A 21,032-nucleotide genomic window follows, 5' to 3' on the forward strand; every position below is an offset into this window, starting at 1 on the left:
GCGTCCGACTCATCATCGGGCGCAGTCCCAAGCACTATTCCGATATCACTGAAATTTGGTTAGCGAACTCAGCACTACCCTGGTTTGCCAGCTAGAATTTACTGACATGACCTAAATAATTCGAGTTACAGGGAGGCGGTAAGCGCGAGGATCCAGAAGGACTTGCGAACAACACACCTGCAACTTGAAGTATGACGGGTATAGCCGTTCTCGGTGCATGCAGCACCGGGCAATCCGTTGACAAGGAGATACGCATGACAACGCAACAACCCATCATCAAACTCCACGATGGTAACCTGATGCCGCAGTTGGGTCTCGGCGTTTGGCAGGCGAGTATTTCAGATACCACCCAAGCGGTGATCAAGGCGCTGGAGGTGGGCTATCGCTCGATCGATACCGCTGCGATCTACAAGAACGAGGAAGGGGTCGGCGCAGCGCTGCAAACCTCCTCGATTCCCCGCGATGAACTGTTTATCACCACCAAACTGTGGAATGACGATCAAGGCGATCCACAAGGCGCACTGGAAACCAGTCTGGAAAAGCTCAAGTTGGACTATGTCGACTTGTATCTTATCCACTGGCCGAAACCACAGCAGGATCAGTACGTGGATGCCTGGCGCGGGCTGATCAAGCTACGCGAACAAGGGCTGGTTAAAAGTATTGGGGTATGCAACTTCCACACCCCACACCTGCAGCGTCTGCTGGATGAAACCAACGTCGCGCCCGTGATTAATCAGATCGAACTTCACCCACTGCTGCAACAACGCCAATTGCGTGCCTGGAATGCAACGCATCACATCGCTACCGAATCCTGGAGCCCATTGGCACAGGGCGGTGAAGGCGTATTCGACCAAGCGGTCATTAAGGACCTAGCGGAAAAATACGAGAAAACACCTGCGCAAATCGTGGTGCGCTGGCATCTGGACAGCGGTTTGATCGTGATCCCGAAATCGGTCACACCATCACGCATTCGTGAAAACTTCGAGGTCTTTGATTTCAAACTGGATAAAGACGAACTGAGTGAAATCGCCAAACTGGATATCGGCAACCGTTTAGGGCCGGACCCAGACTCGCTGTAGTTCACCGCGTTGTCTAAATGGTAGGGGGATACATGCCGTTCCCCCTACCCTAACCAACATTAAATCGGGACGAACATGGTCGTCCCCCTATTACAGTTGCTCGCCGTTAGTGGCGATCACTCGCTGATACCAGCCAAAGCTCTGCTTTTTCTTGCGTGCCAAATTATTGTCGTGATCGACGTACACAAAGCCGTACTGTTTCTGGTAGCCGTTGAGCCAAGAGAGCAGATCGATAAACGACCAAGGGTAGTAGCCGCGCACATCGGCCCCCTGTTCGATCGCCGTACCGATCGCCTGAATATGATCGCGCAGGTAGTCAATCCGCGGTTGATCGCATACCTCTCCCTCGACGATTGGATCTTTGGCACCCAATCCGTTCTCGGTAATGTAGATAGGGATGTTGCCATAGCGTTTGACGATACGCCCAATGGCATCGGTCAGCCCCTGCGGATACACTTCCCAGTCCCAATCGGTGTAAACACCGTTCGGGTTGCGCACCAGTTTGAACAGCCCTTTGAAACCCAGCTCACGCCCGCTGCCTTTCTGGCCACTGGTGTTGATGGCATAACCGTCCACGTCGTCGTTATGCGCTACCATTTCACGCTTGTAATAATTCAGCCCGATAAAATCTACGATGTTCTCCTTTAGCAGTGCCTCATCGCCTGGTGCAAAATACGGCACGCCAAAGGCCTGCTGCGCCATCGCCAAGAGCTCTGCCGGGTATTCACCCTTCAGCACGGGATCGTACAGCCAGTGGGTGAAGATCCCTTCAGCGATCTCGCAGGCTCGGCGATCCTCTGGCGAGTCACTGATCGGATCGTTGGGTTGCAGAACGTTGACGAAGCCAATCTGCCCGTTGATCTGCATTTCCCGGAAGCTTTTCACCGCACGGGCATTGGCCAGAAACACATGGTGGCAGGCCTGAATGCCTTTCTTCGGATCGGTTAACTTCGGCGGATGCGCCCCGGTGATATAACCCATACCGATAAATACGATGGTCTCGTTAAAGGTTGACCACAGCTCGACGCGGTCGCCAAAACGCTGATAACACAGACGGGCATATTCATCGAAGGCATCGACGATCTCACGCGATTCCCAGCCGCCAAACGCGTCCTGTAACGCTTGCGGCAGATCCCAGTGGTACAGGGTGATCATCGGTTTGATATTGTGTTTGAGCAGTTCGTCGATCAAGTCACTGTAGAATTGAATCCCCGCTTCGTTTACCTCTCCCCGCCCCTGTGGCAATAGCCGTGGCCAGGAGATCGAAAATCGATAGGTTTGCATCCCCAGTTCAGCCATCAACGCCACGTCTTCGCGAAAGCGATGGTAGTGATCAACCGCTACATCACCGTTGGTGCCCTGATAAGTGGTGCCGGGCAGATGGGAGAACAGATCCCAGTTGGACAGACCTTTACCATCCGCATCAAAGCCGCCCTCAACCTGATACGACGCCGTCGCCGCTCCCCAGAGAAAATCCTTCGGAAATACGCTCATTGGTTTTGCACCCCATTCTGTTCCAGTAATCGGTAAATTCTCACCAGTTCCTCCACCAGATCGCGGGCCAGCATGGCATTCATGATGTGATCTTGCGCATGCACCATAATCAGGTTGACCGGCAACTTGCCTTCCCCTTCATCAAACCCAATCAATTCAGTCTGAGTGGCATGGGCACGTTTGGCCGCCAACTGCGATTCCGCCAACAAAATATCTACCTGATCCCACTGGTATTTACGCGCCGCGTACAGCGCCTGCATGGCACAACTGCGTGCCTCACCGGCGTTGATGATCAACTCCATGACTGCCGTTTCCATATCCATCATTCGGTGACTCCCTGCGTTTGTTCAATCTGCTCCGCTTCACTCACTTCCTGGTCCAACAGTTGTTGCTCATAGACCTTGAAGAACGGGTAGTAGATCAGCGCCGATACCGCCGCCAACAGCAGCACCAACAGTGCAGCGCGGAAATCCCAGCCGGTGGCCCAAGCCGCGCCAATTGGGGCTGGTGCAGTCCAGGGCACTACTGAGATCACGCGGCCAATCAGATCCAGCTTCACTGCCGCATAGGCAATGATCGAATTGACGATCGGCGCTGTGATAAATGGGATAAAGAAAGTGGGATTCATCACGATCGGCGTGCCGAAGATCACCGGCTCGTTGATATTGAAGCAGCTTGGCACCAGGCTCAGCTTGCCGATCGAACGCAAATGCGCTGAACGGCTACGCAGATAAAGCAGCACCAGACCAAATGTCGCCCCCGATCCGCCGATGACGATAAAGAAGGTCCAGAAAGCTTCCATAAAGATATGCGGCATTGGCTGGCTGGCGGCCAGAGCATCCTGGTTGATGCCCAGATTGGTCAGCCAGAATGCCTGCAGCATGCCAGAGACGATCACCGCACCGTGAATACCGGCGAACCACAATAAATGGCCGATCAGCACCGCCAACAGGATCGCCGGCAGCGAGTCTGCGGCAGAAATCAGTGGCTGGAACAGCGCCATGATCGCCTGCGGCAACAGCAGGTTGAATTGGTGTTGAACCAGCAAGCTAAGCGGATACAACGTGATCACCACCGCCAGGATCGGGATCAGCAGATCGAACGATTGCTTGATCTTGGCCGGCACCTGTTCCGGCAGAGAGATACCGATATTTCGTACCTTGAGAAAACGGATCAGCTCAGTGGTATAGATTGCCACCAGAATAGCCGTAAAGATCCCCACACCGCCCAAGGCAGCTGTCGGTAACATCTTTTCGGTTTGCGGCGCGGCGACCAATAAAAACGACATTAGCGCCAGCATCGCTGCCATGAAAGGATCGAGCTTATAGCTCTGTGCCAAATTGTAGGCAATGGCCGCAGTAATATAGACGGACATAATTCCCATCGTCATATTAAACGGGGTAAGAATGGCAACCTGATGTTTTTCTGCCGTACCCAACCACCATTGGGCGATTCCCCAACTGCTGTCAGCGGAAAAAGGCGGATACGCGAAAACCAGTAAAAATGAGCCGACAATCATAAACGGCATTGCAGAAATAAAGCCGTCGCGGATCGCCATAATATGTCGCTGAGTCGATAATCTACCGGCAATCGGGCTGATGCGGTTTTCAATAAAATTGAATGCAGCCTGGCTGATACTCATGGTTCAACCCTCGAGACGTTCTGAGTCAATGGTCACGGGGCGAGAAAGCCTACAGCAACGGGCTACAGCAGGCGGCCCCGGTAGAATTAGCGTTGTGCAATCATCGCCAACGCTTCGGCGAGAATTTTATCGCCACGCATCATGCCGTAATCCATGCTGTTTATAACCGCAATGGGTTTATTTTCCTTGTCGGCGATTTTTTTAAAATCAGCCAATTTATATTTAATCTGCGGACCAAGCAGGCAACATTGATAATTCTCCAATGTCGTTTCAAATTCATCTATACCGACGGCGATAATATCAACCTCAATCCCCTGCTGTTCGGCAGACTTTTTCATTTTATTCACCACCATGCTGGTCGACATCCCGGCTGCGCAGCATAAAAATATTTTTTTCATCCGTTCTCCTGGGGGCAATATCCCCGTCGCCTTTCAAGCTGCAGCGTTGTTACCTGCACTCACTGACCCCAGTTACTTACTTAAGTAAGCGCCTGGAGATAAGTGAGCTGGTCGCCTAGCTGCAACTTGAAATTCATAGGGCATAGGTACAAATGATTCAGTTGAAGAATGAGTATGGTTTCAAAAATGAAAAAACAGCAACCGGTTTCAGTAACCGGTTACAGTGTTTGAACAGGTTCTGTGAAGGAGATCCAAAATTGCTGCCGATACCTCATTCTTCCTGTCGAAAGCGCCCGATACCTCTGATTTTTACTAAAGATCTTTCCGACGGCTGACGTTATGATGACGACACCCGGCCCCGACCGCCGGATCAATACCGTTAAAAATAGATAACGCACGGAGCACAATGAAATCTTCCCTATCACAGTGGTCACGCCTGAGCATACTTTGCGTCATGTTGATCCTGGCCGGTTGTTCCAGCAAAAAGCCACGAACCAGCTACGATGCTCACGCTTTTGATGATGCGATCGAAGATGCTGCGGATAAATACGATGTCGATCAAAAACTGATCACGGCGATGATAAAAGTAGAGTCCGGCTTTAACCCAGCAGCAATCAGTCGCTCCAATGCTATCGGCTTAATGCAGCTGAAAGCCGATACCGCAGGATGTGACGCCTATCGCTACAAGGGCAAACGCGGCTGCCCGGACGAAGACGATCTGCTGGATCCTGATACCAATATAGATCTCGGTGCGGCCTACATTGCCGTGTTGCAAAAACAGCAGCTTAAGGGGATCAACAACCCTGTCAATCTGCGTTACGCCACCATCATCGCCTACGTAAACGGCACAGGCGCACTGTTGCGGACCTTCTCCAGCAACCGCCAGCAAGCTATTTCGATGATTAACAATCTGTCGCCGGAAGCCTTTAACTGGCATATACGTAAATATCATCCAGCCCCGCAGGCACCACGCCACTTGATGAAAGTGGAAGCCGCCTACGATCAACTTTGATTTAAAACGAAAAAAGGAGAACCCTAGGTTCTCCTTTTCGTTTAAACACTGACTTAGCCGTTAGGGCTTACTATTACGGATTGGCTTGCGCGGCGGCTTATTGGACGGCGTACGCTGACGAGTGATGTCAGTATGCTTGGTCAACGCAGGGCGAGTATGGCGCTGCAAACGCTTGGCTTCACGCTGTTCGTCAATGCTTGGCGCCGGTACCAGACACTCGCGACGGCTGCCGATCAGATGCTTCATACCCATCTCTTCCAGCGCGGTGCGGATCATCGCCCAGTTGGCCGGATCGTGATAACGCAACAACGCTTTATGCAAGCGACGCTGGCGATCGCCCTTCGGTATCACCACATCTTCACTCTTGTAACCCACTCGGCTCAGCGGGTTTTTACCGCTGTAATACATGGTGGTGGAGTTAGCCATCGGTGAAGGATAGAAGTTCTGCACCTGATCAAGACGGAAACGGTTTTTCTTCAACCACAGAGCCAAATTCACCATATCCTCATCACGGGTGCCCGGATGCGAGGAGATGAAATACGGGATCAGGTACTGCTCTTTGCCTGCCAGTTTGGAATAGTGGTCAAACAATTGTTTAAACCGATCGTAGCTACCCATGCCCGGCTTCATCATTTTCGACAGCGGACCTTCCTCGGTGTGTTCCGGTGCAATCTTCAGGTAACCGCCCACGTGGTGGGTCGCCAACTCTTTGATATAGCGTGGATCTTCCACGGCCAGATCGTAACGTACGCCAGAAGCAATTAAGATCTTCTTGATGCCTTCCAGTGAACGTGCACGACGGTACAGCTTGATCGTTGGTTCGTGGTTGGTATCCATGTAGGTACAAATCTCTGGATACACACACGAGGCGCGGCGGCAGGTCTGCTCAGCACGCGGATTGGTGCAGCGCAGCATGTACATGTTTGCCGTCGGACCGCCCAAATCGGAGATTACGCCAGTAAAGCCCGGCACTTTGTCACGAATTTCTTCGATTTCGCGAATAATGGAATCTTCTGAACGGCTCTGGATGATGCGCCCTTCATGCTCGGTGATCGAACAGAATGAACAACCACCGTAGCAGCCACGCATGATGTTCACCGAGAAGCGGATCATGTCATAGGCGGGAATGGTTTCCTTGCCATAGGACGGATGCGGAATACGCTGGTACGGCAGGGCAAACACACTGTCCATTTCCGGCGTAGTCAGCGGGATCGCCGGCGGGTTAATCCACACGTAGCGATCGCCATGTGACTGCATCAGTGCACGCGCACAGCCTGGGTTAGTTTCGTGATGCAGAATACGCGAGGTGTGTGCATACAGCACCTTGTCGGCCTTCACCTTCTCAAAGGACGGCAGCAGCACGTAGGTTTTTTCCCACGGCTTCGGCTTGGCCGCGCGAACGGTCACCGGCTTGGCTTCCGGTTCCGGCTTACCGCCATCGGCGCACGGCAGATCGTCACCGTAAGGATTAGGGATTGGCTCAATGTGGCCCGGCTTGTCCAGGCGGGTAGAATCCACGCCGGTCCAGCCCGGTAACGCGCCCTTACGCATCACCGCTGTATTACGAATATCGTGGATTTCACTGATTTTTTCGCCTGCTGCCAGACGGTGTGCCACTTCTACTAACGGGCGCTCACCGTTGCCGTAAATCAGCATGTCAGCTTTGGAGTCCACCAGCACCGAGCGGCGCACGGTATCAGACCAGTAATCGTAGTGTGCGATGCGACGCAGGCTGGCTTCGATGCCCCCCAATACGATCGGCACATCTTTATAAGCTTCTTTACAACGTTGGCTGTAAACCAGTGTTGCACGATCCGGGCGTTTGCCGCCCACGTTGCCGGCAGTATAAGCATCATCGTGGCGCAGTTTACGGTCCGCGGTATAGCGGTTGATCATCGAGTCCATGTTACCGGCAGTGATGCCGAAGAACAGGTTCGGTTTACCCAAGCGCATGAAGTCTTCTTTATTGCTCCAGTCCGGCTGCGCAATGATGCCCACACGGAAGCCCTGCGCTTCCAGCATGCGGCCGATGATCGCCATACCAAAGCTTGGGTGATCGACATAAGCATCACCGCTGATAATGATCACATCACAGCTATCCCAGCCCAGTTGATCCATCTCTTCTCGCGACATGGGTAAAAATGGCGCAGTGCCATAGCATTCGGCCCAATAAGGCTTATAGGAAAATAATTCACGATCGGGTTGGATTAGGCTGGTGGTGCTCATTCTGGTGCTCTTATACAGGTTAATTAATCGCCGGGCGGCGATTATACGCACTAGTGGCAAAAAGAGCATGGTTATTTCACACATTAGTCACAACACAAGGGGCTTGCCCCTCGACTCTGCTCGCTTGCACCGTCATCATAGCGCATTCTGTTCGGCCCACCGGTCGGCAGCGGAGGACATGAATGAGTGAGTTTTTAGCAGTAAAGCCTGTCCTGGTACTGGGCAGTGCGATCGGTGAAGTGACGCTAACGCAGGAACGGAAGATTGGCGGCGGTGCGTTTAATGTCGCGCAAGCGCTGATGCATTTACAGGTGCCCGTGATCAACGGCATGCCTGTCGGCAACGGTGACTGGGGTGCCGCGATTGAAGCAGAAATGCAGCAGATGGGCCTGCCAGTGCTGCTGCGCCACGGCCAGATGGACAACGGCCAGCGCCTGATACAGAAGCCGTCCAACGGAGAGCCGGTTCTTGTTATCGAGCCTGGCTGCGAAACCCAATGGAATAAAGCCCAGTTGTCCACCCTCCCGTTGACTGAAGACACCCTGATTTACATCAGTGGCGAGCAACTGGTTGGGGACAACGGTGAAGCATTGCGCGATTGGCTGACGCGCCTGCCTTTTGATCAACGCCGTCTGATCGCCCTTGGTTCACAGGTCGGTCAGCTCGATGAAGATTTCTTCGCCATGCTCAGCGACAGCCACAGTTTGCTGACTTTGAACCGTTGTGAAACAACCACACTCTGCGGTGCAGGTGATGTACTTGCCGCTGCCCGAGGCTTCGCCAGCGCTCATAACCTGGCGCTTGTTTGTCTGCTGGACCGCGACGGCGTCTGGCTTTGTGATGGTGATGCCCCACCACTACAAATTGCCGGCTATCCGGTTGAAGACACGAGCCCAAGCTGTGCCCACTGCATTGGCCTGTTGGCTGGGTTGTCGGCAGGCTGGTCAGTGCCACAGGCCGTGGATCTGGCCAACCGGGTCGCTGTTTGGTGGGGAGCAAATCAGGACGCCACTGGGACGCCGGACTGGCAACAACTGCAACGATGCTTTCCTGACGTTTAAGTCAAAACGGGCGCCTTTAGGCGCCTGTTTCCTTTTTAATGTGCCCGTTGTACCGACCCCGTATTCTCCTCAGGCCGATGCTGATAATTAAAGGTCAGCGCAAAAACGATGCCCAATACCAACGTATACAACGCGAAGATCAACCAGATACTCTGCCAATCTTTTATGCCGTTGTGGGTGAAGAAATCCACGACCTCGCCGCTGGCGATCGCCCCCACATAAGCACCGATCCCGTTAACCATGGTCATAAACAGCCCCTGAGCACTGGCGCGGATGCGGTGATCGGCTTCTTTCTCAACAAAGATGGCCCCGGAAATATTAAAGAAATCAAAGGCACAGCCGTACACAATCATCGACAACAACAGCAAGACAAACCCGAAACCGGCCGGTGTGCCATAAGCCAGAAACAGGAACCGCAACGTCCAGGCCGCCATACTGATCAACATCACCTGTTTGATACCATATCGACGCAGGAAGAACGGGATCGTGAGGATAAAGAACACCTCAGAGATTTGTGACAACGACAACAGCACCGCCGGGTATCTGACGCTTATGCTGTCCTGATACAGCGGGTTGCTCGCAAAATCGTGCAGGAAGGGGTTCCCGAAGGTATTAGTCACTTGTAGCGCAGCACCCAACAACATGGCAAACAGGAAAAATAACGCCATGCGTCGCTGACGGAATAACACCAACGCGTCCAGCCCCAACACGCTGAACCAACTTTTTGATTTTTCCACCCTGCTGGTCGGGCAATTCGGCAACGTCAGCGAATAGAAAGCCAACAGCAGCGATACCCCAGAGGCCAAATACAGTTGCATATTGCTGAGTTCAATCTTGCTAAAGCCGATCAGCCACATCGCGACAATAAAGCCAACGGTGCCATAAACCCGTACCGGCGGGAAATCTTTCACCGTGTCGTAACCCTGCTTCTCCAGACAGAAATAAGAAATGGCATTGGAAAGCGAAATGGTGGGCATATACACCATGGCATTGAACAACATGACCCAGAACATCACCATAGGCTGCTCAACCTGTGCAGCGCAGTAAAGTGCACCCGCGCCGAACAAATGGCACAACGCATACAGATAGTTGGCCTTGATCCAGCGATCGGCCAGAATGCCTGCCAATCCTGGCATAATCAGCGCTGCGATACCCTTCGCGCTGTAAACCATACCCACTTGCAGCCCGCTGAAATGCAGGGTATTAATCATGTAAGATCCCAGCGTGACCAGCCAGGCACCCCAAATAAAGAACTGCAGAAACACCATCACCTTCAGTCGCGTTTTTATTGCCATCACCATCACCTTATTATTCTGATTAAAACGATGATTCGCACGGCAAGGCCCCTGTGCCCTACCGTGCAGGGACTACAGCATTACAGCGTTTTGAAGAACTCACGGATCAGGCGCATAAAATCTTCTGCCGCCAGCGCAGCACAACTCAGGGTTTGCTCATGAGACAACGGCGTATCGGACAGCCCCTCGGCATAGTTGGTCATCGCAGACACCACCAACACCTTCAGCCCGCAATGACGTGCAGAAAGCACTTCCGGCACGATAGACATACCCACCACATCACACCCCAGCGTTTGCATCATGCGGATTTCCGCTGGAGTTTCGAAATTAGGCCCGGTGTAAGCGGCAAATACCCCTTCGGCCAGCGGAATACCCACGCGTTCAGCCACCTGGGCCAACTGGCTGCGCAGGTCACGATCATAAGCGTTCGCCAGGCTAAAGAAACGCGGACCAAAACGCTCATCGTTATCACCAACCAATGGCGATTCAGGCATAAAATTGATGTGGTCAGTAAGCGCTACCAGGCTGCCCGGTGGTACCGACTGGCGCAGCGAACCGGCTGCGTTGGTCGCCAGCAGGAATTCACAACCAAGCAATTTGAAAGTGCGCACGGCGGTGGTCATCACTTGCATGCCGCAGCCTTCGTAATAGTGCCCACGCCCTTTCATGCACACTACCGGCACGCCCTCCAGCCAACCGGCGACCAGTTGCCCAGCATGACCCACCACACTGCTGACCGGGAATCCCGGCAGCTCAGCGTAGTCGATTGTCAGCGTGTCGGTCATCACCTCCGCCAGCGCGCCCAGCCCCGAGCCCAGTATCAATGCAGCTCTCGGTTGGAAACCCGGCATGCGGGTGCGGATCACGTCAGCACAGGAAAAAGCATCTTCTTGATTAAACATTGTATTCTCTTCTGTGAGGGGAGGAAGTAACCCCCATAGTAGAGAGCGATGTCCGGCGGCGACCAATACATTATTGGCGGCCTATTTATTCCATTTACCTATAAATTGGCAGTATCAGGAGGCCATCATCAGCATCAAACAGCCCCAGCAAATGCCAGACCCAAGCCGGATTAATTTCCGCCTGCTGCACTATTTCCGTGTCGTAGCGGAGGAAATGAACTTCACTCAAGCGGCACTCCGGCTAAATATTTCGCAGCCGCCGCTTAGCAAGCACATCAAAGAGCTGGAGAGCCAACTGGGTGTCGCGTTGTTTAAACGCACCACCCGCTCGATGGCGTTGACACAGGCCGGACGAATGCTGTTTCGCAACGTAGAAATGTTGCTGGATCAGGCCGGGCATGCGCTGAATCAGGTACAGCAATTGGGCCGTGGCGAGGCTGGCCACATGGTCATTGGCATGGTTGGTACTTCAGTATGGGGCGGATTGATACCGGCACTTAAGCGCTTTACCGAGCAAACGGTCAATGTCACCTGGGCTTTAAACGAACTGACGCCTAGCCAACAGATCACGGCACTGCAAAAGCGTCATATCGATATTGGCGTCTGGCGGGAAGCCAGAGAGCAAGTGTTACCGGGATTGGCGAGCCAATTGCTGGCGCGGGAGAATATTGCGGTGGTGCTGCCACTGGCTCACCCACTGGCGCAAGCAGAAAGCCTACCGCTCGCAGCACTGAGGCATGAGAAGTTCATGGTCCTACCGCCACACGAGGCCAGTCTGGGGCTATATCTGCACAACCTCTGCCTGCAGCAGGGGTTTAAACCCGATATCGCCTATCAGGTCAACGAACCGCAAACCCTGATGGCGCTGGTAGCCGAAGGTTACGGCATCACACTGCTGCCGGACAGTTATGGACGTATCCCGTGGCCCGGCGTGCGTTTCTGCCCGCTACAGCAGGCGCCATCGGCAGATTTATACGCCATTTATCATGCTGACAGCGCAACGCCGGTAGTGCAGGCATTTCTGGACATGCTGCGGACCTAGCCTTTGTGGCTGTTCATGCTTAAAGGTGATGTCGTCTCCACCGGGATTGTCGAAACAGTATGCTGCCAGGCTACGTGCTGCATTTCCGATAAGAACAAACGCTGCTCTTCCTGCCGGCGGCGTAATAGTCCTGGCAGGCGTTGACCACCGGCATACATCCACAGAGGGAATTGAGCCGCAGCCTCTTGATAACGTCCAGCGTTCAGCAATACCAATAACGTCGAAGGCGAACCGGATTTCAAATACCGCAGCCCACTCTTCACCCCTGGTTTTCCCGGTCCGACATTGAACAGAAAAGAGACCAAAGCATCGAATTGCCCTTGGTTTAACGGCACCTCAACAATCTTGTACAACAACTTTTCACAGTCCATAACATCGGCCTGCAACAGGGTTAACGCGGTTAATTCACTGATGGTTCTCCCCGGCCCAACATCACCGGTATGCCCATAGCCAATAGTCCAAATACCGCCACTGTCGCGGTACGAAGAAAGGCGAAGTCCTTCAAAACTTTTAATTAATGCAAGACCACGTTCTGACAATATTTGACGCATAAATACCCCTATCGATTACACGATTAATAATACTCCTCACTTGAATGGTGAATCAGTATAGGGGGGTAAAGGTAACTGACAATACCCCATTATAATAAATACGCGTGAATCATCAAAAAGGACATGTGAAATAAAAAACAGAGGTTTTCATAGCCAAGATTAAGAAGCTTTATTTACCCCCTTCATCATCACCTGCCCATTAAACTAAATTTGTTTTCCATTTCGAACACCCACCTGCTTATTTTGACTATATTCACCCCCCTCATCCTGCGATAGGTTTATCTCGCAAACGGATAAAACACAGGAGAATGCAGAAACCAATTCATTGGAGCATTTAATTTAATAACCCATCACACAAGAGAGCGTATTATGAATGATTCGGTTGATATCGATTTAAGTCCGCAGGAGTTATTAGCGTTGCATATCGCTATTTCCTCTCATGCATTGCTTAACCAAAGTTACAGTAATCTGTTGCTGAGCCAGCAATTATTAACATCACAACTGATGGAGCCAGGCCTAACCGTTAAAGTAAAAGCCTATCAGAATCAGTTAAGGCAGCATGCTCATAATTTTAAACAGAACACAATGTCAGAACTTATTGGGCTATTTACCAAGGCATCCAATTTTTCCACATTGGTCAATACCGTCAACACCCTCTATTCCGCAGAGGATCTGCAAGCCCCTCAGAAAGGCGCTGAGCAGATCGCGGCACTGGCTGATTTGGCACAGAGCTATCAGATTGTGGCAAAAGCTGTTGATACGCAGTTCAGCGTGACCCGAGAAACGTTAGAGCCGTTAATGCGCAATTTCCATGAGACGGTTGACGCTATCGAGCAAGGGCTCAGTGCTGAAGCCAAGCAGCAAGCACAGACTATTAGCGCACTCAATGAAGCGATTGCTAAAAATATTCAAGGCATCGTTGACGCGGGCATCAAGGCGGGTGAAGGCGTCGTGCAACTAGGCCAGTCGATTGTCGCGACCGTACCGCTAGGCCCGGCAAAAGAAACGCCTCCCGCCAAGCCTAAAGCAGCGACCGAGCAGGCCAGCTACATGATTTCCGGTATTCAGGCGATCTCAGCCGGGACTTCCGGCGCGCACCAGGCGGTGAATGATCTTAAGGCCAACTATGCCAAGCTGGCTACAGCATACCAGACGTTGGCCAGTGCCAATGCGTTGCTCACGGTTGCCAAGTCCGTTCAGGCTCAAGCTCAACTGTTTGTCGATGCCTATACACTAACCGCGCAACGTGTGGCGATATTGCCCACAGAGTGGAACAAGGTGGCAACAGCCTACCAGACAGCGGCGTCAGCGTTACGCAATATCAGTGAAGCCGCTGAAATTAAGCAAATCAAACACGTTATTTCACTCAGCGCCGATCAATGGCAACAACTCTCGAAAGTTATCGACAAGGCAAAAACTAACTACGCCGGTAATAACGTCTTACCCGAAATTTAATGATCTTTAGCCTCAGTATTTAATCACATTTAAACTCAATAAAGGAAAATATCATGTTGACTCCAACACTTTCGATTAATGACGGCATGAATACTCAATCATCCCAGGCGCTGCATATTCAAACCTATTGCAATAGTGTCAGACAGCAGATCCCCGTTGATTTTGAGCGTTTCCAGAACTTGCGGGAACATCAACGTCAAATCAATACCAGCCTGGATACTGCCAAGATCCATGCAAATAACTATCTGAATAATATTCAACCTTTAATTATCAGTAACGTCACCAACATTCAGAATTATTTCGAACTGCAGAAAATCATTCCGAGCGTTATCCCATCAGGGGCAACAAAAGAGGAGTGGTTAAAAATGCTAGGTGCAATTAATGATAAGGCTAAAGAGTATCAAGAGGTTTCGGCGAGTACGCGCCGGACAATTGGCACCCTGAATAACAACCTCATTGTTGATTCAAATAACTATCAAGTCATTGTGCTAAATCTTAATAACGTCGTCGGTGGCAACAATGGGTTATTGGAGCAGCTTAACCAAGATATCGGTAAAATCAATGCGGCCATTGATGGTGCCATTGCCGGCATTGTACTCGGCGGCCTGCTGGTCGTTGGTGGTGTATTTGTCGCAGCCGTGGGGGCGGTCGCCGGTCTGGTCACTGCTGGGACATCAACACCGGTGGTGCTTGGCGGTATCACAATGGTACTGGCCGGAGCCGCAGGCGTGACCGGTGGCGCGATTGTTCTAAGTAACTCCCTAAATGCCCGTGAAAAACTCTATCGTGATCGTAGTCAGCTAAATAGTGAAGTGTTGGTGGCAAGCCAAATCGGTTCAGGCTATCAGGGACTGCAGATTCAGGCACAAAGTGCAGTAACTGCCGCTACGCAGATGAGCAATGCATGGGATTCACTCACCACAGAGTTGGAAACCCTGAGTAATAACCTGCGCACCGGCATCATTGATGACGGGTACCTCCGCGAACTGTTCCTTAAAGCATCGACAACGTCCGTTGGCAAGGTACTGGACGGGACAACCATCATCAAACGTCAGATGGCTGGCGTGGACATCCGCGCAGTACCAAAAGGGCAAACCATTGCCGATTTTACCAAGCAACTGGTGGCATAACACCCCATAACCTTAAGGGGCGGAGCTGAGCCTGCCCCTCATTCGGAGAACTCCCTATGAGTGATGGAATGCTAACGCAAGTCATCAATAATTTATCGCGCACCGGTGAGGTCATTCAGACATTCAGCGGACTGCCTGCCAATGCCGTTCCGATCCAACATAATATCCAGAATGCTGTCGGTACATTATTGCCGGATCTTAAACAGATGCAGCGAGAGGTAATATCTTGGGGCCAAAAACTGGAGGTGCAGCTTGATGAAAAACTGGCGGTGCTGGAGAGTTTATCCCCCGCAGAATTAGGCCTGTTTATTCGCCAAAGCAAGGAAGGCATTGCCCAGGTTATGGGCCAGGTTGCGAAGGTGAAAGATCGCGCCAAGAGCACTGACAACACCGTGACCGATAATAATATGGCCCTACAACGTATTATTATCGATTTACAGGCAACCATTGCAGGATTGCGATCTAACTTGCAAGGCAGCCAACAAAAACTCGATGAGCTGAATGAGAAAAAATACTACTTTATTGCCTTGGGTATTTTCGGCATACCGGGACTCATCGCCATGGCGGTATTGCTCAGCGAAGCGCAAAAGAAGGTCGGTAATCTTGAGCGCCAAATTGCGTCACAGCAGTCAGATATTAGACAGCAGCAGAGCTTCGCTACACAAACTCAGGCCTTCTCTCAAGACTTGCTTGATCTGAGTAACCACATGTTAAAAATCGGCAATGCCATCGAAATTGTAGGTAATGACATTAATAATGCAGAGAAAAACCTTTCTGCCGGCGAAGCGCAACAGTTGACGAAGCTGTTCTTTACCGCCGCAAAAATGAGTGTGCAGACGTTGCTGGTCGACGTTTCGTAGCACGGCAGAAACCCCATCACCTTTTAGCCTGAGAGGCATCCTCCCTGACTGCGGACAATATTTGTTCGCAGTCAGGGAGGATGCCCTGTGCGAATGAAGGCATAATTAACATCCTAATGTCCTTTTTAATCACGGATACGGTTCCATTCAACCCTATACACTCAGGATCTGGCATTCCAAAATGCGTCGACTCGCTGCATTTGGATATGCGCCCCCCTGATAAGGAATATCATGAAGAAAAGAGCCTGCTCTTTCGTGTTCGCGATCTCGAGCCACATAGCGCTAAGAAGCTTCCTAGGCATTAAGCGGATAATCTTCGCCATCACCCTAATGGCTTCAGCACTTCTCGACTTAAACGAAACTTTGAGGTTTCGAATAACCCTAGTTCCCCCCAATCACCATAGCTCGATAAAGTAACCAGTATCACTTCGTATTCTCAGTGTGAAATCTAATACTATAGAGGTAATAAAAGACCTTCAAAAAAGGAGACCACTATCATGAATAACGACTTCATTCATGGAAAAACAGTGAATCACTGTGTAATTCAATGTAAATTCAGTCGCAGGGCATGAACAAAAAAAAGAACAACCCACTCTAAACGAAATTAAACAATTGCACTCAGCCTATTAAAAAGGAATTGCTATGGAATTTATGTCAAAGCGCGTTAATTACTTTATCGCCGTTGCACAAGAAGGTTCGATTACCAAGGCTGCAGATCGCCTCTGCATTACACCGTCACCATTAAGCAAAAGAATTAAAGAGCTGGAAGAAAATTTAAAAATTACGCTTTTCGAGCGAACTAACCAAGGGCTATCCTTAACCAAGGAGGGTCAGCATTTATATACCGACATTATTGCTCACTATGAAGAACTTAATCGGATCAAAGACAACCATAAAGAAAAAAGACACCTTCAGGTCGGCGTTTATGGGCCCGTTCCCCCCCACGTCAATACGGTGATTGATTATCTGTTGATAAAAAACCCCGAGTTGACCATCAACCTGGTGCGTCTCACACCGACTGAAGGGGTGAGCCGCAACGAGCTTAACCGACTTAATCTGTTATTCAGCATAGAGCCCTTGCCAACACCCCCGTTTTCACAGCATCTGTGTACCGAAGAACGACTGCTGCTGTTACATCCGGTAGGGCAAAAGCCAGAACAATACCGATCATTACCCTGGGTGCAAGGCACCTATTTTTCAGAAACGTCGATATTCAAGCACTGCCATGAGCAACTGCAACGACAGGGGTTTTCTCGGGAGTTGATGAACATCGATAACCTGCATCTACGGCTCAATATGATCCGCCAAGGCAAAGCCATAGCATTGGCTCTGGAATCCATGTTGCCGATCATGAACGTTGATAAAAGCGAATGCAGTACCTTATTGTTGTCAAATGCAAGCTTAACGCATCATATCTACAGCAACGTTGCTCAATTGAATGACAGCCAGCAGGTGATGGCGCACCTAGCTCATCAAGGTACACAGCAATGGAAGAAAATCTGCGCGCCAGCTTACATGAATTAATAAATTAATATATTTCTGAGTCAACTCAGTTTGGTTTTTTAGATTATATTCAGGTACTTTTCCTGCGCCCAACACCAGTTTTATTGCAATGCCGCTCATAGCGCTGTCAGCGCATCCTCTCTCCTTCCTGGTAAAATAGCAAACGATTACGCCTAATGACTGCCTAAATCCCATAAGATGGAAAGCTTCGTATTTGGATACCCGCAATGTTTTGTGAGTATCTCGCACAAAATAAAGGCCGGGATCCCGTAGAACCCTGGCCTCGATAGTTGATTGATTTGAAACAGCCTCTTCTTATGGCGTCAGACGTTATTCACGCTAACATGACGAGATAGGCATTACGGCAGCACACGTTGTTGTTTCAGGTAATCGGTTACATGCTCCGCCAACAAACGGTGAGTGTTAGTCGTCGGATGCAGTAGATCCCAAAATACATAGGTATCCGCATTGGTACAGGCAGCGCTAACCGGAATCGCATTGATATAATTTAACGACGAAGGTGCATTGATATCAAGGCACGCCTTTTGGGTTTCACTGACCTGATAGCGGGCAGGATTATCAAGCATATCTGTAAACAGTGCCGCTAAATCAAAAATGATCACCGGCGATTCAGAGTAGCTATTGTTGATCTTGTCAACAACCTGCTTAATGCGGGTATTGTAGTCGTTGATCTGCTGTTTAATCTTTTCACCGTCTTTACGGTAAGCAAACTCTGGCGCACGCGTTATATCGGGCAAATTGAGCACCAGCACCTTTTTTGCGCCCGCGCTGACCAGTCGATTAAGCGCCTTGGTTTGATTCTCAATCAGACCATCCACTCCTTGGTTATAGGTAACCAAATCATTGGCCCCTATCCAAACAGTAAACAACGAGTTTTCCGGACGATAATTTTTGGCCTCTTTCATATAGATAAGCCACGAATCCACTTGTTCTAGCACGCCGGGAATCACCAATTTTTGCTGATTAGACGCCGCTCCTCCAACAGCCCAGTTATAGACAGGCAAATGGTTCTGTTTAGCCAGGTACTCGACCCAGGTAGGGCCATTGCTGAACCGTCCTAAAAACCAGCTTTTCGGGTTTGGAAAACGCCATAGGGATGCATTAAACACGTTATTCGTATCGCTCAAACTGTCACCGAAAGCGATGATTTTATTGATACCTTGCCCCTGTGCCGGTGGATCATTGCTCCAAATGGTATAGTTAAAGGACAGCTTATTGTTAGCCGCAGCGATCATCATCAAAGGTTGGCGAATACCAGCCCGACTCAAGGTATTTTCACATACCTGATTCAGTACCGTTAATGGCTGATTGCTGTAAAACATATTTTTCCAGGAAACGGCCAGAGATGACCACCAACTCCCTTGCAAACGATAATACGTCGAGGAGTCTATATTTCTCGCCCAGAGATAATCTGCACGTGGAGTGGTACTGGCAGGATCTACACGATAATAACAACGCATATAAGTGTAAGTATCACTGCCCTTACCCAATATGAAGGGAGCTACTTTCCCAATTACATTAGGCCCGCTGGGTGAAAGTGTATTATTGACGCCACTCTCAGAAAGAGGAATTAATTTATCATTAGCAAAAACGGAAGACGAAACAAACAGTAATGCATACAGTATTCTTTTCATGAAAAGTCTCTCTTCTTATCGCACCGAATGATGCGATAAAACTATGACACTGGAAGAATTTCATATACAGGTCCATTTAAGACGCGGGAGAAGGCTATTTGACAACGTGCTTTTTTAATTAATTAAATTATTAAAAAGGCAACATCAGAAAATACACTCAAGAATTATTTCTGGTCTGTACATATATTATTATATGAACACTAATAAAAATCCCCTGTGGCTTGAGGCCTCAGGGGACGGGTTAAATTATAATATTTTGTGGAAACGTCGCGCTCACCGAGTTTAAGGCGCGGGCTGCACCATAAACTGGCCTGCGCTGCCGCGATCCGCCATTTCTAGCGTCTGGCTGTAGTAAAGGAACGGGAAATGTTCTGAGGTGGACTGGTTGAAGTAAACCAGCAGTTCGACGTCACCGTCGATCCACACCGTGTCTTTCCAACCACGATCTTCCGCCATTGGCTGAGCGCCGTTAACCCGTTTCACCAGGAACTGAACGCCCTGAATGTGGAACGCCTGCGGGGTATCCGCATGGATATTCCAGCGTTCCCAGCTACCTTGTTGCGTTTGTACATCAATGCGGTTCATGTCCCAGATCGCCCCGTTGATCCCGGCCTGGCTGTCGCCCAAACGGAATTCACGGGTACGGCTGACACTGCCATCCAACAGTTGATCCGCCAGCAAACGCATTGGCAAATTATCGGTCACCAGCGGCAATAGCCCTGTTGGTTTCAGCGTCAACACCTGGGTTGAAACCAGAATGCTTGACGGCTCAAACAGCCCACGCAGACGATCCATAATACCCGCGGCTTCACCGGCGGTGATTGTCACCTCATCGCCTTTAGACATGTCGATCAGCACTTCACGACGCTCACCTGGCGCCAGTGAAAGCTGCTGTACCGCAACCGGCGCAGGCAGGAAACCCTGATCGCTGGCAATAACGTTAAGCGGTCGGCCGTCACTTAATTGCAGCATGTAACGACGTGAGTTGGAAGCATTAAGCAGGCGCAAACGCACCCAACCACGTGATACTTCGACGTACGGGTTTTGCACACCGTTAACCAACAGAGTATCGCCAACAAAGCCGCCTTGCGACGGCGGGTCATATTCCGGCGTACCAAAGTTATCTAACCGCTTGTCTTGAATAATCAGCGGGAAGTCATCAACGCCGTAATGGTTTGGCAATGGCAGTGCCTTGCTGACTTCGTCTTCAATCAGCCACAGCCCTGTCAGACCGTTGTAGACGTGTGGAGCCATACGGTTCGGCGTGCTGGCGTGATACCAGCAGGTCGCAGCGTTCTGGCGGATAGGCAGCACAGGTGACCAGTCGACGTTAGGCGACATCATGCGCGGGGCGCCGCCCGTTAGTGTCCCCGGCACTTGCAGACCGCTAATGGTCATCGCCACTGGCTCCGGCAGACGGTTGCTGTAGATGAGCTTTACGTCATCACCGTTGTAAACCCGCACTGTCGGCCCAAGATACATACCGTTAATGCCCCACACTGAGGCTTTACGGTTATCCATAAATGCCCAATGCGCGCGCTGCAGCGTTAAAAACAGCGGCTGTCCACGACGGGATTCAAGCAAGGGGGGAATAGGTAATGGGGTCTGCATTCCGCTCGCCTCAGCCCTCAGCGGCACGGATCCTGCGCACAGCGCCAAGCCCGATGCCTGAATAAACTGACGTCGACTGAGTGACATATTTTCTCCATGAAAAGCAATAACTAAAC

Annotated in this window: 18 protein-coding genes; 8 read left to right on the forward strand and 10 right to left on the reverse strand. The window is 50.8% G+C overall.

Going from position 1 to position 21,032, the window contains the following annotated elements; all coding sequences use genetic code 11:
- The first annotated feature begins 254 nt into the window (after positions 1 to 254).
- Positions 255 to 1,079, forward strand: a complete 825-nt coding sequence (gene dkgA, locus SGBXF1_RS20730; protein ID WP_186427476.1) for a 2,5-didehydrogluconate reductase DkgA — start codon at positions 255 to 257, stop codon at positions 1,077 to 1,079.
- Positions 1,080 to 1,169: 90 nt separating this feature from the next.
- Here the strand turns inward: dkgA and SGBXF1_RS20735 are convergent, their stop codons facing one another.
- The 4 genes from SGBXF1_RS20735 to SGBXF1_RS20750 all read right to left on the reverse strand — a co-directional run bounded on the left by SGBXF1_RS20735 (position 1,170) and on the right by SGBXF1_RS20750 (position 4,613).
- A complete protein-coding gene (locus tag SGBXF1_RS20735; protein ID WP_186427477.1) occupies positions 1,170 to 2,573 on the reverse strand; it encodes a GH1 family beta-glucosidase in 1,404 nt (467 codons plus the stop codon).
- Positions 2,570 to 2,899 (reverse strand): PTS lactose/cellobiose transporter subunit IIA, encoded by a 330-nt coding sequence (locus tag SGBXF1_RS20740; RefSeq protein WP_037416601.1) that lies wholly within the window; start codon positions 2,897 to 2,899, stop codon positions 2,570 to 2,572. The genes SGBXF1_RS20735 and SGBXF1_RS20740 overlap by 4 nt, the downstream gene beginning before the upstream one ends.
- Positions 2,896 to 4,215, reverse strand: coding sequence for a PTS sugar transporter subunit IIC (locus SGBXF1_RS20745; RefSeq protein ID WP_037416599.1), 1,320 nt, complete (start codon positions 4,213 to 4,215; stop codon positions 2,896 to 2,898). Before SGBXF1_RS20745 ends, SGBXF1_RS20740 begins: the two co-directional genes overlap by 4 nt.
- An 86-nt stretch (positions 4,216 to 4,301) precedes the next feature.
- Complete coding sequence (locus SGBXF1_RS20750; protein ID WP_061807885.1) at positions 4,302 to 4,613, reverse strand: PTS sugar transporter subunit IIB; 312 nt, start codon at positions 4,611 to 4,613, stop codon at positions 4,302 to 4,304.
- A 406-nt stretch (positions 4,614 to 5,019) separates the two neighbouring features.
- Here SGBXF1_RS20750 and SGBXF1_RS20755 point away from each other — a divergent pair, with 406 nt between their 5' ends.
- Positions 5,020 to 5,625: a transglycosylase SLT domain-containing protein gene (locus tag SGBXF1_RS20755; protein ID WP_037416593.1), complete on the forward strand. Its 606-nt coding sequence runs from the start codon at positions 5,020 to 5,022 to the stop codon at positions 5,623 to 5,625.
- A 60-nt stretch (positions 5,626 to 5,685) separates the two neighbouring features.
- Here SGBXF1_RS20755 and SGBXF1_RS20760 read toward each other — a convergent pair whose 3' ends face one another.
- Complete coding sequence (locus SGBXF1_RS20760; RefSeq protein WP_186427478.1) at positions 5,686 to 7,851, reverse strand: YgiQ family radical SAM protein; 2,166 nt, start codon at positions 7,849 to 7,851, stop codon at positions 5,686 to 5,688.
- Between the two features lie 182 nt (positions 7,852 to 8,033).
- Here SGBXF1_RS20760 and SGBXF1_RS20765 point away from each other — a divergent pair, with 182 nt between their 5' ends.
- Entirely contained in the window at positions 8,034 to 8,912 is an 879-nt protein-coding gene (locus SGBXF1_RS20765) for a PfkB family carbohydrate kinase (RefSeq protein ID WP_186427479.1), read from the forward strand.
- Between the two features lie 35 nt (positions 8,913 to 8,947).
- Here SGBXF1_RS20765 and SGBXF1_RS20770 read toward each other — a convergent pair whose 3' ends face one another.
- Both SGBXF1_RS20770 and xapA read right to left on the reverse strand, forming a co-directional pair.
- The gene (locus SGBXF1_RS20770) at positions 8,948 to 10,207 is read right to left on the reverse strand and encodes a nucleoside permease (RefSeq protein ID WP_037416588.1); all 1,260 of its coding nucleotides are present in this window, start codon (positions 10,205 to 10,207) and stop codon (positions 8,948 to 8,950) included.
- Between the two features lie 80 nt (positions 10,208 to 10,287).
- Entirely contained in the window at positions 10,288 to 11,109 is an 822-nt protein-coding gene (xapA, locus tag SGBXF1_RS20775) for a xanthosine phosphorylase (protein ID WP_186427480.1), read from the reverse strand.
- Positions 11,110 to 11,260: 151 nt separating this feature from the next.
- Between xapA and SGBXF1_RS20780 the strand changes: the two genes are divergently transcribed.
- Complete coding sequence (locus SGBXF1_RS20780; protein ID WP_186427481.1) at positions 11,261 to 12,151, forward strand: LysR family transcriptional regulator; 891 nt, start codon at positions 11,261 to 11,263, stop codon at positions 12,149 to 12,151.
- On the opposite strand, the gene SGBXF1_RS20785 is transcribed toward SGBXF1_RS20780, so the two are convergent.
- Entirely contained in the window at positions 12,148 to 12,702 is a 555-nt protein-coding gene (locus SGBXF1_RS20785; RefSeq protein WP_314727910.1) for a lysozyme, read from the reverse strand. The genes SGBXF1_RS20780 and SGBXF1_RS20785 overlap by 4 nt on opposite strands.
- Positions 12,703 to 13,071: 369 nt before the next feature.
- Between SGBXF1_RS20785 and SGBXF1_RS20790 the strand changes: the two genes are divergently transcribed.
- The 4 genes from SGBXF1_RS20790 (at position 13,072) to SGBXF1_RS20805 (ending at position 17,671) form a co-directional block, all read left to right on the forward strand.
- Entirely contained in the window at positions 13,072 to 14,157 is a 1,086-nt protein-coding gene (locus SGBXF1_RS20790; protein ID WP_186427482.1) for an HBL/NHE enterotoxin family protein, read from the forward strand.
- Positions 14,158 to 14,210: 53 nt separating this feature from the next.
- Positions 14,211 to 15,287: an HBL/NHE enterotoxin family protein gene (locus tag SGBXF1_RS20795; RefSeq protein ID WP_186427483.1), complete on the forward strand. Its 1,077-nt coding sequence runs from the start codon at positions 14,211 to 14,213 to the stop codon at positions 15,285 to 15,287.
- 56 nt (positions 15,288 to 15,343) lie between these two features.
- Entirely contained in the window at positions 15,344 to 16,147 is an 804-nt protein-coding gene (locus tag SGBXF1_RS20800) for a hypothetical protein (protein ID WP_238320991.1), read from the forward strand.
- Between the two features lie 642 nt (positions 16,148 to 16,789).
- A complete protein-coding gene (locus tag SGBXF1_RS20805; protein ID WP_186427485.1) occupies positions 16,790 to 17,671 on the forward strand; it encodes a LysR family transcriptional regulator in 882 nt (293 codons plus the stop codon).
- Positions 17,672 to 18,009: 338 nt separating this feature from the next.
- Here SGBXF1_RS20805 and SGBXF1_RS20810 read toward each other — a convergent pair whose 3' ends face one another.
- Together SGBXF1_RS20810 and ftsP are read right to left on the reverse strand one after the other, a co-directional pair.
- On the reverse strand, positions 18,010 to 19,305 hold the full coding sequence (locus tag SGBXF1_RS20810; protein WP_186427486.1) for an SGNH/GDSL hydrolase family protein: 1,296 nt from the start codon (positions 19,303 to 19,305) through the stop codon (positions 18,010 to 18,012).
- A gap of 282 nt (positions 19,306 to 19,587) precedes the next feature.
- Entirely contained in the window at positions 19,588 to 21,003 is a 1,416-nt protein-coding gene (gene ftsP, locus SGBXF1_RS20815; RefSeq protein WP_186427487.1) for a cell division protein FtsP, read from the reverse strand.
- Between the last annotated feature and the right edge of the window lie 29 nt (positions 21,004 to 21,032).

It is taken from the genome of Serratia grimesii, from assembly GCF_900186025.1.
GTDB lineage: Bacteria > Pseudomonadota > Gammaproteobacteria > Enterobacterales > Enterobacteriaceae > Serratia > Serratia grimesii.

What these genes read in the sequence shown, in the direction of transcription:
- dkgA (WP_186427476.1), top strand. Translation starts at nt 255, where the DNA reads ATGACAACGCAACAACCCATCATCAAACTCCACGATGGTAACCTGATG.
- SGBXF1_RS20735 (WP_186427477.1), bottom strand. Translation starts at nt 2,573, where the DNA reads ATGAGCGTATTTCCGAAGGATTTTCTCTGGGGAGCGGCGACGGCGTCG.
- SGBXF1_RS20740 (WP_037416601.1), bottom strand. Translation starts at nt 2,899, where the DNA reads ATGATGGATATGGAAACGGCAGTCATGGAGTTGATCATCAACGCCGGT.
- SGBXF1_RS20745 (WP_037416599.1), bottom strand. Translation starts at nt 4,215, where the DNA reads ATGAGTATCAGCCAGGCTGCATTCAATTTTATTGAAAACCGCATCAGC.
- SGBXF1_RS20750 (WP_061807885.1), bottom strand. Translation starts at nt 4,613, where the DNA reads ATGAAAAAAATATTTTTATGCTGCGCAGCCGGGATGTCGACCAGCATG.
- SGBXF1_RS20755 (WP_037416593.1), top strand. Translation starts at nt 5,020, where the DNA reads ATGAAATCTTCCCTATCACAGTGGTCACGCCTGAGCATACTTTGCGTC.
- SGBXF1_RS20760 (WP_186427478.1), bottom strand. Translation starts at nt 7,851, where the DNA reads ATGAGCACCACCAGCCTAATCCAACCCGATCGTGAATTATTTTCCTAT.
- SGBXF1_RS20765 (WP_186427479.1), top strand. Translation starts at nt 8,034, where the DNA reads ATGAGTGAGTTTTTAGCAGTAAAGCCTGTCCTGGTACTGGGCAGTGCG.
- SGBXF1_RS20770 (WP_037416588.1), bottom strand. Translation starts at nt 10,207, where the DNA reads ATGGCAATAAAAACGCGACTGAAGGTGATGGTGTTTCTGCAGTTCTTT.
- xapA (WP_186427480.1), bottom strand. Translation starts at nt 11,109, where the DNA reads ATGTTTAATCAAGAAGATGCTTTTTCCTGTGCTGACGTGATCCGCACC.
- SGBXF1_RS20780 (WP_186427481.1), top strand. Translation starts at nt 11,261, where the DNA reads ATGCCAGACCCAAGCCGGATTAATTTCCGCCTGCTGCACTATTTCCGT.
- SGBXF1_RS20785 (WP_314727910.1), bottom strand. Translation starts at nt 12,702, where the DNA reads ATGCGTCAAATATTGTCAGAACGTGGTCTTGCATTAATTAAAAGTTTT.
- SGBXF1_RS20790 (WP_186427482.1), top strand. Translation starts at nt 13,072, where the DNA reads ATGAATGATTCGGTTGATATCGATTTAAGTCCGCAGGAGTTATTAGCG.
- SGBXF1_RS20795 (WP_186427483.1), top strand. Translation starts at nt 14,211, where the DNA reads ATGTTGACTCCAACACTTTCGATTAATGACGGCATGAATACTCAATCA.
- SGBXF1_RS20800 (WP_238320991.1), top strand. Translation starts at nt 15,344, where the DNA reads ATGAGTGATGGAATGCTAACGCAAGTCATCAATAATTTATCGCGCACC.
- SGBXF1_RS20805 (WP_186427485.1), top strand. Translation starts at nt 16,790, where the DNA reads ATGGAATTTATGTCAAAGCGCGTTAATTACTTTATCGCCGTTGCACAA.
- SGBXF1_RS20810 (WP_186427486.1), bottom strand. Translation starts at nt 19,305, where the DNA reads ATGAAAAGAATACTGTATGCATTACTGTTTGTTTCGTCTTCCGTTTTT.
- ftsP (WP_186427487.1), bottom strand. Translation starts at nt 21,003, where the DNA reads ATGTCACTCAGTCGACGTCAGTTTATTCAGGCATCGGGCTTGGCGCTG.